Origin of the sequence: Epilithonimonas sp. JDS (genome assembly GCF_021261315.1) — a bacterium.
GTDB lineage: Bacteria > Bacteroidota > Bacteroidia > Flavobacteriales > Weeksellaceae > Epilithonimonas.
The window spans coordinates 1,368,080-1,380,982 of the sequence record NZ_JAJSAX010000001.1; the positions used below are offsets into that span (position 1 = coordinate 1,368,080).

Sequence of the window (12,903 nt, forward strand, 5' to 3'; positions counted from 1 at the left end):
GCGGAAATAGTTGGACGATGATTCAGAAATAGTGTGACAAATTAGCTAAATGCTTGTAATGTAGTTATATAGATCTATATTGTCATCCTGATTCATTTTCTTGATGATGCGCTCTTTTCGCTTCCTGCAAGCCTCGGTTGTGATGCTCAAAAGGGAAGAAATCTCCTTCATCGACAGATTCATATAAACATAAGAAAGAAAACGAAGGTCATTCGAGTTGAGGTCGGGATGAAGTGTTTTGAGTTTGTTAATGAAACCTTGATTCACCTCTTCAAAATGGATGAAAAAACTTTCCTCTTCTCTGCTTTGTCTTTGGAAAAGTTTCAGTTGTTTGATGATATTGCTGACGTCCTGATTTTCGAAATCGTTATCCGTTTGTCTGGAAAGCGTTCTCACGAGGTCGTCTATCAATTCAATTTTTGTAGTAAGTTGCAAAGCTTTGGTAGTAAGTTTCCGATTCTTGGCTTCGATTTCATTTTTATATTTTTCCTCTTCCAACAGAGCCAGAACTTCTTTTTCTTTTAACTGATTTTCAAGGATTTCCTTATTCTTTTTTTCTTTTTCGAGTTCGAGTTTTGCAATTTCGGCATTACTTTGTTCGATGATTTTCTGCTGTTTATTTTTAACAATGCTATTCCTCAAAGCCCAAAAAATAATGATGACAATGAAAATCGCCAGCAAAATACCTTTGATGAAAAAAGAACGTTCGGTCGTCAGTTTTTCCTGACTTTCCGCCAGATTTTTCTGAGATTTTTGAAGTTCGAATTTGATTTTACTGTTCTCGAAAAGCTGTCCATTCTTGATTTGATTCACCGAATCTTTAATCACAATCACCGAATCTTTATAAGCAACAGCGCGCTCAATATTGTTCGCTTTCTTATATAATAGACTGAATCGCTCGTACAGATTTTCCTTAAAATCATAATTCAAATTGCTTTTCTCCGCCATTTCTAGGTAATGAAAAGACTTAGGCAAATCATTTTTATGTTCCGCAATCGCTGATAAGTTGTACAGAATCTGCGTCTTATATTCCGAATGTTCAATGCCATTTAATTTTGGCAGCAATTCCGCAGAGATTTTTTCTGCTTCATCATATTGTTTCAGATTGACCAAGGTTTCCACCAAAGTTGCTTTTGCCAATAAAGCATAAGGCGAATTTTCTGTCAGCTTCAAAGCTTCATCGATGAACTGTTTGGCTTTTTTATAATCCTTCTTTTCGTTGGAGACTATGGTAAGATTAATGGCGTATAAACCTTTGGAAGTGTTGTTGTTAACCTTTCCAGCCAATTCGTAAGCTTTGGTAAAATATTCTTCGGCTTTCTCGGTTTTTTTGTCTCGGGAATAGAGAATCGCAATGTTGTTGAGAACAGTCATTTCTGACTTTTCATCCAAATGTGCAACAGCAATTTTGTAAGCATCAAGGTAATTATTCAGCGCTTCGCCGTAATCCAGACGCATATAATAGTTTGCGCCAATGTTGTTCGTAGCCAAGAATTCCTCGCGGTACCATTTATTTTCCTGTGCAATTTTTCGGATTTTGGTCAAGATTTCCAGAGATTTGGCGTAATCCTTTTTGTTCATCGCTTCCACGCCTTCAATGATCATCTTTTCGCAATCTTTTGGCGTGATTGCAAATACTTGAAAAGGCAGAAACAAAAGGAAAAATATATAAATTAAACTTTTATAATACGAACGTGAAATCATTGAAGGTTTTGGATAAAATCTAAGTAAAGATATAAAGATTTTGCTTTATTTTTTTGAATTATGAAAATGCAGCTTAGAAAACACAAAAGCACAAAAATAATCTCATTCATAACAGTTTTAGGACACAAGGAAAATCGAAGATTTTAAATACTTGGTGCCGTAAAAACGCAGTACATTCAAAATTGACCTTTGTGCCTTTGTCTTTAACTCATTATTAGTGATTTTTTTAATCAATTATCCTCACAAAAACTTAAATTTGTAAAACTTTTCTCCGATGTATAAAAGCCTAATTCGTCCGCTTCTTTTCAAATTCGACCCAGAAGAAGTTCATCACTTTACCTTTTCTGCTCTCAAGAATTTTGGTTTTCTGGCCAAATTATTTTTACCAAAACCAATTGTTGACAAACGTCTCGAGCGTGAAGTTTTCGGATTGAAATTCAAAAACCCGGTTGGTTTGGCCGCAGGTTTTGACAAAGACGCCAAACTCTTCGATGAACTTTCCGACCTCGGATTTGGATTCATAGAAATTGGAACTTTGACACCGAAAGCTCAGGCTGGAAACGATAAAAAGCGATTGTTCCGATTGAAGGAAGATTCTGCAATCATCAACCGAATGGGTTTCAATAATGGCGGTGTGGACGAAGCAATCGAAAGATTAAAGAAAAATAAAAACGTTCTCATCGGCGGAAATATCGGAAAAAATAAAGTGACGCCAAACGAAGAAGCGGTCAACGATTACAAAATCTGTTTCGAAAAATTATTTCCTTACGTTGATTATTTCGTCGTGAATGTCAGTTCGCCAAACACGCCAAATCTCCGCGAACTTCAGGATAAAAAACCTTTGACAGAATTGTTGTCAACGCTTCAAAATCTCAATCTAGAAAAGCCAAAACAAAAGCCAATCCTTCTGAAAATCGCACCAGATTTGACGGATGAGCAACTTTTGGATATTATTGATATTATTAAAGAAACTCAAATCGCTGGCGTGATTGCGACGAATACAACTTTGTCGAGAGAAAATTTAATCTCAGAAAACAAATCCGAAACAGGCGGACTATCCGGAAAACCATTGACAAAACGGTCTACAGAAGTTATTAGATTTCTATCAGAAAAAAGTGGAAAATCTTTCCCAATCATCGGTGTTGGCGGAATCCATACTGCGCAAGACGCGATTGAAAAACTTGATGCTGGCGCGAGTCTTGTTCAGCTTTACACAGGATTTATCTACGAAGGTCCGGAGTTGATTAATGAAATCAATCGGGAAATTCTTAAACAATTATAATGGAATTAATTACAATTAAAATATTCAACACAGAAATAGAAGCGGAAATGCTCAAGATTTTCCTAGAAACCAACGGTGTAGAAACCTTTGTCTTCGGGAATATTTTGGCAAATACTTACAATTTGTTCAACACGACAAGTGGAGGCGTTCAGCTCAAAGTCTCCGAAAATGATTTTGAAAAAGCGAATGATTTGATGACCGAATTTTATAATAAAGACAATCAGTAAAAAAACAAAACCTCGCCAAATCTGACGAGGTTTTTTTATTAAGATTTCTAAAGTTTTTAGAACTTAAAATCCACACCGACATAGAAATTCTGTTTCATCACCGGCGCATAAACCATTCCGCCGTCAAAGTAATTTCCAAATGGATTTCCGGCGTCCAAAATCGCAACTTTCTGTTGATAACCCGTCAAATTCTCACCACCCAAATAAACCCTGATTTTCTCAGAAAAGTTTCTGGAAATCTGAGCATTCAAAGTGGAATAACTTGGTGAATAATCTCCAATCTGGAATTCTGCAGGATTTGATTTTGTGTTTGGAAGTCTTTGTTTTCCGACTAAATTTAATGTTGTATCAAAACTCCAGAATCTGCCTTTCTCAGTTTTATTGGTTGAATAAGCCAAGTTCGCAAATCCTCTGTGCTTCGCCATAAACGGGACTTTTTTCATTCCACTCAAATAATCCAAAGCTACATCATAATATTTGTAAGCAATTCTGAATTCCAAGTTTTTCACTGGCTGAAAATCCCATTGCGTCTGGAAACTGTTCGCAAATGATTTTCCTTCAAGATTATAAAATAAAATTTTCTGAGCCGATTCATCCAAATCCGTCACGACTTGATTTTGGAAATCTGTTCTGAAAAAATCAGTTAATAAAGTTGATTTTCTTCCAAACAATTTGAATTCCTGTTGCAAACTCACACCATAATTCCAAGCGATTTCTGGTTTCAAACCGTAGATTTCGCCACCATTATTGATGACTTGAATTTCTCGATTCGAAGCAAAATAAGACTGACTTTCTGCAAAGATATTCGCAGTTCGGAAACCTCTTCCGGCCGAAATTCTGAAAATCGTTGTCGGCGTCAAATCATATTTGAAATTCATTCTCGGCGTAAACTGAGTTCCTGCAAGATTGTGAAAATCCACACGAGCGCCCGTTACCAAAGTGAATTTTTCGCCGGTCAAAGTGTATTCTGCAAACAATCCTGGAACGGTTTCGGTTCTTTTGTAATTGTCCAAAAGGTAATCTTCATCGTATTTATCATAAAGAAAACTTGCCCCAACTTTATATTTATTATTTGTATTTCCGATGATGCTTTCGAAAATCAAATTGGAATAATAAGACGTTTCTTTTCCATAATAATTTCTCAATCCGAAAAAGCTATCTTGCTGATGATAAGTCAATTGGTTCATCCAACCCAAACTCTGGTAAGGTTTCCCTTTGAAAATATAACCCGTCTTGTTCCACAATTGAAACCTCGAAATATCAATACCAACCCCGTAAAGCGATTGGTCTTTCTGCGGAATCCTTTTGTTAAATCCAATTTGTCCGGCAGTTCGCTCATCTTGCAAAAAATTAATTCCAAAATGCGAAGCGAATCCAGAGCTTTCCAAGTCATTGTAATTCAACAAATAAGCTACATTTAGCTGACTTCCTTTTGGTCGGTCAAGAAAGTTGTCATCGTTCATATCTGTGTCACCAGAAGTTCCGTTTCCGTGTAACAAAACACTTTGATTCCATTTGTTAGAAATTGGTGAAGTGCTGGTCACATTCGCTTCAACTCGTCCGTTGTTATCGGAGAATAAATTGATTTCTGTTTCCGATTTTTTATCATCGTCGTGACTTTTCAAAAGTTCGGTGTTGATTTGTCCTGTGATACTTTCGTAGCCGTTCACAACTGTGCTTCCACCTTTCGTCAATTGGATTCCGCCAATCCATTTTCCAGGAATGAAATTCAGACCATAAGCCGAAGCCAAACCACGGATTTCCGGCAATTGCTCTTTGGTCAGAAGCGTGTATTTTTGGTCCAATCCCAACATTTTCAATTGTTTGGTTCCGGTAACCGCATTGCTGAAAGAAACATCCACAGTGGCGTTGGTTTCAAAACTTTCGGAGAGATTACAACACGCCGCTTTCAACAATTCCTTGGAACTGATATTGAAAATCAAGCCTGCTTCCTTTTTGCTGATTGCGGTTGCTTCCTTTTCTCGGGTAATTTTCACACCTTCGATTTGCTTTGCATCCGAGTCAGAATCTGTGTGGACATTTTCATTTTTATCAGAACCTCTCGTGTACAGGCAACAAGCAGGCAAAGCTTTGTACGCATCTTCCGACGCTTTGAATTTCTCGTTGTCGTGTCCGGCTTCTGCCACTTGTTTTAGAATTGTGTCGCAAGTGACTTTGGATTCGTCCAAAACCATTGTCAAGGTTTGGGTTTCTGCGCTCCAATTGGCGGAGATTGCACCTGCTTTTGTCGCAGTAGTTTCTATTCTGGCTTTGCACATATTGCAGTTTCCTTTTACCAAAAACTGTTCTGTAACAGCTTGTGCAAAGGAAAAAACAGACGTCAGCAACAGCACAAAAAACATCAGTTTTTTACTTAAATTGTTCATCGTCAAAAATTTTGATGGATTATTTAAGTTCGCAAACTTGTTTTGGGTCGCAGTTTTTCGCCAACTTTTTGCTGTTGTCCGGACGGTCGTACTGGCAACAAACTTCCAAATCGTCATAGACTTTGTTGGACGCACGGAACATTTCGTTGTCGTGACCAACTTCGGCAATGCTTTTTAGGATTGCTTTTTTGTCGGTTTTGGAAGCGTCGTAACTAACAGTCAAGGTTTTTTTGCTCACGCTCCAGACAGCAGATTTTACGTTCTTGTCGGATTTTGCAACCGTTTCGATGCGGTCTTTGCACATTCCACAGTTGCCTTCTACTTTGGCTTTGAAGGTTTTTGTCTGTGCAGAAAAATTTGAAAATAGAAATATAGATAGGAACAAAATTCCTGATTTTATGATAGAATTCATTTTGATTAATTTTAATTTGTTTGATGAGAAGCTCTTCGACTCCGCTCAGAGTGACATTTCTAAAATTGTACTTGTCAGTCCTGCGTTTGAAGCCATCAACCTGTCAGTCTGAGGCTCTCGAAGACTTTATAAAGATAAAATTCAATAAAAATTAACCAAGTTTAGGCGGTTGCCAAATAATGAATGCTCGCGCCAACGGCGATTGAGAATAGTAAGAATATTGATTTTCGATTTGGAAAATTGGCGTTCTCAATTTGTTGTCGAAGTTATTCAACACAACAGAAAATACGAATCCAGAACTGCAGGTTTTGCAAGTCGTGCAATTATCCTTGCAGTCTTTTTCCTTTTTCGAATCGTGACTGCAAGATTTAGATGATGCATCTTCTTTCTCGCAACAGTCAGAATTATTGGATTGAGATTCGCAACAAGAACTCTGAGCCACTTGCGCATTGAAATTCTGCTTCGGAAATACAAAAATCCCCAAACAGAAAATCATAAAAAAAAGTTGCAGTTTTCTCAACATCGTTTTGCAAAATTAGGAAATAAAAATAACATACAATTTGTCATTCCGTAGGAATCTAAACTGTTGAGATTCCTACGGAATGACAAAATTATGGTTTGATAGTAGGTTTTCTCCTTCTCCAAAAATAAAATATCAATCCGCCAAGCAAAACAATCGGCCAGATAGAAATCAGGAAAACAAAAATCTGCTGAATCAAATAGAAGCCTTCCACAAAAGCATTTTTAACATCGAAGAAGAAATTGTATTTGTACTCATTATCAATGTTTTTGGTATTGACAATTGGGATTTTCGCCACACTTGTACTTGGTTCTTTGATGTAAATATCCACCGTAGAATATTTCAGTTGGTCGGCAAGGATTTCGTCAGAATATTTTTGAGAATTGGCTTGAGACATATTGTCGTCATCAAGTTTTACCTTGTCTTTTCCGGTTTTCAATTGAGAAATGTTGGTGCTGGTTTTCGCTTGTCTTTCAGCTTCCATTTTAGACAGTTTGATATTTGCTGTCACATCTTCGGCAGAAATAATTCTGGAATTCAGGAACACTTTTTTATCATTAATGAAATCTAAAAATTCTCCCAATTTCTCGGTCGGAACGCGCACTTGCATTCTATTCTGATTCTGAAATTTCCTAATCAACATAGACGATTCATCGGAAATGTTATAAGTGTTTTCCGACAAAGTCTGCGCTTCCATTCGGCTCTGCGTCACAAATCCACCAAGCGAAATCAAATGTTTCTCGATTGATATCGTCGCGCCATAGACATCCTTCACTTCCATATCCACTTCCGCCGTTTTCACAAATTGTTTGCCTTCCACGGTTTGCGTTGCAGCAACAGAAACTTCATCAGAAACAACCGCCGCGCTATCTGCAGTTGCGTAAGCTGATTCTGCGTATTCGCCCTTTTTACATCCGATTAAAAGTAAGGCCATTAGGCTTATTGATAAGATTTTCGTTTTCATAATAGATTATTTTTGAGTTAATTATTGATATTGATTTGGGCAGCTTTATCCGCATTCCTTTCCCTCCCGATTTTACATCGGGATCCACTCAAGTCGGGTTGCGGGATTCGTTTCCAAATCAAGTTTTGCCAATGGTTTGAAACCTTCTTTCCCAAAATTGATAATTAAAATGAAAGTAATTCTGCAAATCAATCCGAAACTAATTGTAAATCAATCCAGATTTTAAAATATTGACAATCAGGTTTTTGTAAAATAGATTTTCAGAAAATAGTCGATAAGATTAGAATTCTAAGTTCTTTTTAGGAATATTAATTGCATTAATTATAAAAACAGAATCTATGAACAGCACAATCTCCAAGATTAAGGGCGTTTTCAACCTTTTAAAAAATATCGACATAGACCAACTTTCCCAAATCTCACAAAATGTCGACCTTCCAAAATTGATGCATCAGTTTTCAAAACTCGATAAAAATCAATTGAATAGTTTGACCAAAATGCTGGATTCTTCTGGCAAGAAAAGAGAATTGCCACCCATCAACGGCGATTTTTACGAACTGCATTTGAAACTGACAGACGAACAGCGAGCCATCCAACTGAAAGTGCGTGAGTTTATGGAAAAAGAAGCCAAACCTTTGGTCAACAGATATTGGCTGACAGACGATTTCCCGCACGAACTCATCCCAAAATTCAAAAAGCTAAATCTCTGCGGTGTAACTTATGAAGGTTACGGTTGCCCAAATTTACCTTTCCTGATGGAAGGCGTTATCGCAATGGAAATTGCCAGAGTTGATGCATCATTGGCAACCTTTTTCGGTGTTCAATCCGGATTATCAATGGGTTCAATTTATATGTGCGGCTCCGAAGAACAGAAACAGAAATACCTCCCAGGAATGCAACAATTCGATTTGATCGGCGCGTTTGGATTGACCGAGCCAGAAGTTGGTTCCGGCGCGGCCGGCGGATTGACCACGACTTGTCAAAAAGTAGAAGGTGGCTGGATTCTAAATGGACAGAAAAAATGGATTGGGAATGCGACGTTTGCAGACGTGACGGTTATTTGGGCAAGAGATGTAGAAGATAATCAGGTCAAAGGCTTCATTGTTGAAAAAGACACCGCTGGATTCTCCGTCGAAAAAATCCGGGGAAAAATGGCGCTCAGAATCGTCCAAAACGGATTGATTACAATGAAAGATTGCTTCGTTGCAGATTCTCAAAAAATGGAACACGCCAACAGTTTCAAAGACACTGCGAAAGTCCTTCAAATGACAAGAGCTGGCGTTGCTTGGATGGCGACTGGTTGCGCAAGAGGTGCTTATGAAAGCGCTTTGGACTACACCAGAAAACGTGAACAATTCGGAAAACCGATTGCGTCTTTCCAGTTAATTCAGGGACATTTGGTAGAGATGTTGTCAAATCTTACAGCGATGCAAACTCTGGTTTTCAGATTGTCGGAAATGCAGGACCAAGATATTTTGAAAGACGAGCACGCTTCATTGGCAAAAGTTTTCTGTAGCTTGAGAACGCGTGATGTTGTCGCTCAGGCAAGAGAAGTAATGGGCGGAAACGGAATTCTTTTGGAACACGATGTCGCCAGATTTGTTGCCGATGCAGAAGCCATTTATTCTTACGAAGGAACCAAAGAAATCAACTCGTTGATTGTCGGACGTTCGATTACGGGGATGAGTGCGTTTGTTTAACTAACTTATGATAATGGAATCTAATATTTGATTTCGTAAATTTACTCAAATGAAAAAATTAGTTTTTTTAATATTAATGACCTTATTTTTGCAACAATGTGCGCAGAAAAAAGTGGACTTAACCAAACAACCACAACAAAAGACAATGGAAGATAATACACACACAAACAATCCTTACTATTCAAGAACCGATAGAACCAAACTAAACGTCTCCAACGAAGAATGGAAAAAAATCCTTCCGGCAGAAGTTTACGCCATCGCAAGAGAAGCCAATACAGAATATCCGTTCACCGGAAAATACAATGAATTCGATGAACTCGGCGAATATTATTGCGCCGTTTGTGGCAATCATTTGTTTCGCTCAAGTTCTAAATTTGCAAGCACTTGTGGCTGGCCAAGTTTCTTCGAGGCGGACAAAGAAGGCGTGAGCTACAAGCGAGATTCCACCCACGGAATGGAACGTATCGAAGTTCTTTGTAAACGATGCGATTCGCATTTAGGACACGTTTTCAATGATGGTCCACCTCCGACTGGAACGCGATTCTGTATGAATTCTGTGAGTTTGGATTTCCAGGCTGATAGTCAGAAATAGGATTTATCGCAGAGGCATAAATTTATTTCAATAAAAACCTTAAGAAAGTCGCATAGTTTTATTTGCGACTTTTTTTAGGCTCAAATTCAAAAATACTTGCGACTTTGGTTTAATTTTGTACATCTAAATCAAAAGTAAATTGAAAACAATATTCATCACCGGAGCCACTTCCGGAATAGGAAAAGCCACTGCAGTTCTATTAGCAAAACAAAAAAACAGAATTATTCTCTGCGGAAGAAATAAAACCGTTCTCGAGGAATTGAAATCAGAATTATCAAAAGAAACAGAAATTTTCACATTAAGTTTTGATGTCAGAAATTCTGATGAGGTTTTTGAAGCCATCAATTCACTTCCCGAAGATTGGAAAACTATTGATGTTCTCATCAACAACGCTGGAAATGCTCACGGATTAGATTCCATTGCAGAAGGAAATCCCGATGACTGGAACGCAATGATGGACGGCAATGTAAAAGGTTTGCTCTATGTTTCTCAGCCAATCATTAAACTAATGAAAGAAAAAGGGAACGGACAAATCATCAATATCAGTTCGGTCGCGGCAAGACAAACTTATGCAAATGGTGTTGTGTATTGCGCATCCAAAAAAGCAGTTGATGTTATTTCGGAAGGGATGAGAATTGAGCTGACAGAATTTGGAATTCGTGTGACGAATATCCAGCCTGGTGCTGTGGAAACTGATTTTTCCAAAGTGAGATTTAAAGGAGATGGTGACAGAGCAGCAACTGTTTATGCTGGTTACGAGCCATTGATTGCGGAAGATATTGCCGATGCGATTGCTTATTGCATCAATGTTCCGGAAAGAGTTTCAATCGCGGAATTCACCATTTATCCGAAAGCGCAGGCTGAACCAAGAACGATTTACCGAAATGTTTAGTTTAAGAATGAAATTTATAACTCTTATTCTTTCACTCAACTTTATTTTTGGGTTTTCGCAGACTTATTCCAAAAAAGAAAAAGCATTAATAACGCAAGTTTCGAAGCTTGATTCTTTGATGCAAAATAACGATTCAAAAATTCTGACTTTGTTTTCTGATGATGTTTCATTTGGACATTCCAACGGTTGGGTTCAGAATTATCAAGATTTCAAGACAGATTTTGAATCCGGAAAAGTGAAATATCAATCCGTCAATCAAACTGAATTGAAAGAATTTAAAATTAAAAATAAATTTGCAAACATCAGAAGAATCATCGCGGTAAAAGGACTTTACAAAAACGAAATCTTCGAAATGAAACTTTCTGTCCTGGAATTTTGGATTCGACAAAAAGGGATTTGGAAACTATGGAGCCGGCAAAGTGTGACTTTGAAATCGTAAATATTATTATATTTTTGTTTTAAGATTTATAAGACACAAAAATGGAAAATCAAGCTAAACAATTTTTAATTTACGATTTGCCCAACGATGAAGTTCGGGTAGATGTTTTTTTGCAAAACGAAACGCTTTGGCTCACACAGAAAGCGATGGCCGCTTTGTTTGATGTGAATGTTCCTGCAATCAGCAAGCACCTTTCCAATATTTTTGAAGAGAATGAACTAAATCCCGAGGCAACTATTTCCATTTTGGAAACAGTTCAACAGGAAGGCAATAGAAGTGTAAAACGAAATGTAGAATACTATAATCTAGATGCTATTATTTCTGTCGGTTACCGCGTGAATTCTGCGAAGGCAACGCAGTTTAGGATTTGGGCAACGCAAACTTTGAAAGAATTTATCATCAAAGGTTTTGTGATGGACGATGAACGATTGAAGCAAGGACAAACGGTTTTCGGCAAAGATTATTTTAAAGAGTTATTGCAGAGAGTTCGTTCGATTCGAGCAAGTGAAAGGCGGATTTATCAGCAAGTGACAGACATTTTTGCAGAATGCAGCATTGATTATAATAAGAATTCTGATGTGACAAAAAACTTTTACGCCTCGATTCAGAACAAATTCCATTTTGCGATTACTGGAAGCACAGCTGCAGAAATTATTTATAAAAAAGCAGACAGCGAAAAGGAAAATATGGGCTTGACGACTTGGAAACATTCTCCAGACGGCAGGATTTTGAAGTCTGATGTCGTGGTTGCTAAAAATTATCTGGAAGAAAAAGAAATCCAGCAACTTGAAAGAACCGTGACAGGCTATTTTGATTATATCGAAGGTTTGATTGAAAGAGAAAATACATTCACAATGGAATCTCTAGCGGAAAGCGTCAACAAATTTCTGAACTTTAATGAATATAAAGTGCTGGAAGGAAATGGAAAAGTAGCAAAAGTTGTTGCAGATAAAAAAGCCGTCACAGAGTATGATACATTCAACAAAACGCAAAAAATAGTTTCTGATTTTGATAAACAGGTTAAGAAATTAGGAAAGAAAATTTAAAATTAATTCTTAGAATTACTATCAATTATGAAAATCCTCCATATAGAAACCTCGTCCAAAAACTGTTCAGTTGCCATTTCGGATGGCGAAGAAATCCTTTGTCTTTGTGAGGAAGTTTCCGATAATTACAAACAGTCCGAAAGTTTACATTCCTTTGTAGAATGGGCTTTGGAAGGCGCAGAAATTTCTTTGAAGGATCTGGATGCAATTTCTCTTGGAAAAGGTCCTGGTTCTTACACGGGACTTAGAATTGGCGCCGCTTCCGCAAAAGGCTTTTGCTATGGTTTAAAGCTTCCATTGATAGCCATCAATTCTTTGGATTCTATGGTGGAAGAATATGTCAATCAAGGTTTTGAATTGATTATCCCTTTGATTGACGCTAGAAGAATGGAAGTTTACACCGCATTTTTTGATGGAACTTCTGGCGAAATGATAAAGGAAACTGAAGCCAAGATACTCGATGAAAATTCTTTTTCAGAACTGGCTGACAAGAAAGTTTTGTTTATCGGTGATGGCGCAAAAAAATTCCAAGATTTGCTCTCCTCCTTTGGAGGAGCTGGAGGAGGACTTCCAAATGCAGAATTCAAATCCGATATTTATCCATCAGCAAAAGGTTTGATCAAAAAATCTGTTGAGAAATTCAATCAAAAAGATTTTGAAGATACTGCTTATTTCGAACCATTTTATTTGAAAGATTTTCAAGGGATTAAGAAAGTAGACCGCATAAAAAAATCCTGAACG

Annotated in this window: 13 protein-coding genes; 8 read left to right on the plus strand and 5 right to left on the minus strand. The window is 37.5% G+C overall.

Translation table 11 applies throughout. The features are described from left to right. Positions 1–45 precede the first annotated feature (45 nt). Positions 46–1,704 (minus strand): tetratricopeptide repeat protein, encoded by a 1,659-nt coding sequence (locus tag LUD75_RS06460; protein ID WP_232704836.1) that lies wholly within the window; start codon positions 1,702–1,704, stop codon positions 46–48. Positions 1,705–1,978: 274 nt separating this feature from the next. Here LUD75_RS06460 and LUD75_RS06465 point away from each other — a divergent pair, with 274 nt between their 5' ends. Both LUD75_RS06465 and LUD75_RS06470 read left to right on the plus strand, forming a co-directional pair. Further along, positions 1,979–2,986 carry a quinone-dependent dihydroorotate dehydrogenase gene (locus LUD75_RS06465; protein ID WP_232704837.1) on the plus strand — a complete coding sequence of 336 codons (1,008 nt, stop codon included), beginning with the start codon at positions 1,979–1,981 and terminating at the stop codon, positions 2,984–2,986. Beyond that, complete coding sequence (locus LUD75_RS06470) at positions 2,986–3,213, plus strand: DUF2007 domain-containing protein (protein ID WP_232704838.1); 228 nt, start codon at positions 2,986–2,988, stop codon at positions 3,211–3,213. The genes LUD75_RS06465 and LUD75_RS06470 overlap by 1 nt, the downstream gene beginning before the upstream one ends. Positions 3,214–3,269: 56 nt before the next feature. Here LUD75_RS06470 and LUD75_RS06475 read toward each other — a convergent pair whose 3' ends face one another. The 4 genes from LUD75_RS06475 to LUD75_RS06490 form a co-directional block, all read right to left on the minus strand. Further along, positions 3,270–5,576 (minus strand): TonB-dependent receptor, encoded by a 2,307-nt coding sequence (locus LUD75_RS06475; RefSeq protein ID WP_232704925.1) that lies wholly within the window; start codon positions 5,574–5,576, stop codon positions 3,270–3,272. 43 nt (positions 5,577–5,619) lie between these two features. Next, on the minus strand, positions 5,620–6,012 hold the full coding sequence (locus LUD75_RS06480; protein ID WP_232704839.1) for a heavy-metal-associated domain-containing protein: 393 nt from the start codon (positions 6,010–6,012) through the stop codon (positions 5,620–5,622). Positions 6,013–6,163: 151 nt separating this feature from the next. Beyond that, a complete protein-coding gene (locus LUD75_RS06485) occupies positions 6,164–6,508 on the minus strand; it encodes a hypothetical protein (protein WP_131450806.1) in 345 nt (114 codons plus the stop codon). A gap of 115 nt (positions 6,509–6,623) precedes the next feature. Further along, entirely contained in the window at positions 6,624–7,496 is an 873-nt protein-coding gene (locus tag LUD75_RS06490; RefSeq protein ID WP_232704840.1) for a DUF4349 domain-containing protein, read from the minus strand. Between the two features lie 338 nt (positions 7,497–7,834). On the opposite strand from LUD75_RS06490, the gene LUD75_RS06495 reads away from it, so the two are divergent. The 6 genes from LUD75_RS06495 (at position 7,835) to tsaB (ending at position 12,900) form a co-directional block, all read left to right on the plus strand. Beyond that, positions 7,835–9,193, plus strand: coding sequence for an acyl-CoA dehydrogenase family protein (locus LUD75_RS06495; protein WP_232704841.1), 1,359 nt, complete (start codon positions 7,835–7,837; stop codon positions 9,191–9,193). A 49-nt stretch (positions 9,194–9,242) separates the two neighbouring features. Continuing rightward, positions 9,243–9,785 carry a peptide-methionine (R)-S-oxide reductase MsrB gene (msrB, locus tag LUD75_RS06500; protein WP_232704842.1) on the plus strand — a complete coding sequence of 181 codons (543 nt, stop codon included), beginning with the start codon at positions 9,243–9,245 and terminating at the stop codon, positions 9,783–9,785. Positions 9,786–9,924: 139 nt separating this feature from the next. Then, on the plus strand, positions 9,925–10,677 hold the full coding sequence (locus LUD75_RS06505; protein WP_232704843.1) for an SDR family NAD(P)-dependent oxidoreductase: 753 nt from the start codon (positions 9,925–9,927) through the stop codon (positions 10,675–10,677). 7 nt (positions 10,678–10,684) lie between these two features. After that, a complete protein-coding gene (locus LUD75_RS06510; RefSeq protein WP_232704844.1) occupies positions 10,685–11,116 on the plus strand; it encodes a nuclear transport factor 2 family protein in 432 nt (143 codons plus the stop codon). Positions 11,117–11,157: 41 nt separating this feature from the next. After that, a complete protein-coding gene (locus tag LUD75_RS06515) occupies positions 11,158–12,162 on the plus strand; it encodes a virulence RhuM family protein (protein WP_232704845.1) in 1,005 nt (334 codons plus the stop codon). Positions 12,163–12,189: 27 nt separating this feature from the next. Beyond that, positions 12,190–12,900: a tRNA (adenosine(37)-N6)-threonylcarbamoyltransferase complex dimerization subunit type 1 TsaB gene (gene tsaB, locus LUD75_RS06520; protein ID WP_232704846.1), complete on the plus strand. Its 711-nt coding sequence runs from the start codon at positions 12,190–12,192 to the stop codon at positions 12,898–12,900. Positions 12,901–12,903: the final 3 nt, after the last annotated feature.

Bases quoted from the DNA above. Each gene is read 5' to 3' on its own strand.
- LUD75_RS06510 (WP_232704844.1), top strand. From the start codon at position 10,685: ATGAAATTTATAACTCTTATTCTTTCACTCAACTTTATTTTTGGGTTT.
- LUD75_RS06495 (WP_232704841.1), top strand. From the start codon at position 7,835: ATGAACAGCACAATCTCCAAGATTAAGGGCGTTTTCAACCTTTTAAAA.
- LUD75_RS06485 (WP_131450806.1), bottom strand. From the start codon at position 6,508: ATGATTTTCTGTTTGGGGATTTTTGTATTTCCGAAGCAGAATTTCAAT.
- tsaB (WP_232704846.1), top strand. From the start codon at position 12,190: ATGAAAATCCTCCATATAGAAACCTCGTCCAAAAACTGTTCAGTTGCC.
- LUD75_RS06470 (WP_232704838.1), top strand. From the start codon at position 2,986: ATGGAATTAATTACAATTAAAATATTCAACACAGAAATAGAAGCGGAA.
- LUD75_RS06460 (WP_232704836.1), bottom strand. From the start codon at position 1,704: ATGATTTCACGTTCGTATTATAAAAGTTTAATTTATATATTTTTCCTT.
- LUD75_RS06465 (WP_232704837.1), top strand. From the start codon at position 1,979: ATGTATAAAAGCCTAATTCGTCCGCTTCTTTTCAAATTCGACCCAGAA.
- LUD75_RS06480 (WP_232704839.1), bottom strand. From the start codon at position 6,012: ATGAATTCTATCATAAAATCAGGAATTTTGTTCCTATCTATATTTCTA.
- LUD75_RS06490 (WP_232704840.1), bottom strand. From the start codon at position 7,496: ATGAAAACGAAAATCTTATCAATAAGCCTAATGGCCTTACTTTTAATC.
- msrB (WP_232704842.1), top strand. From the start codon at position 9,243: ATGAAAAAATTAGTTTTTTTAATATTAATGACCTTATTTTTGCAACAA.
- LUD75_RS06475 (WP_232704925.1), bottom strand. From the start codon at position 5,576: ATGTTTTTTGTGCTGTTGCTGACGTCTGTTTTTTCCTTTGCACAAGCT.
- LUD75_RS06515 (WP_232704845.1), top strand. From the start codon at position 11,158: ATGGAAAATCAAGCTAAACAATTTTTAATTTACGATTTGCCCAACGAT.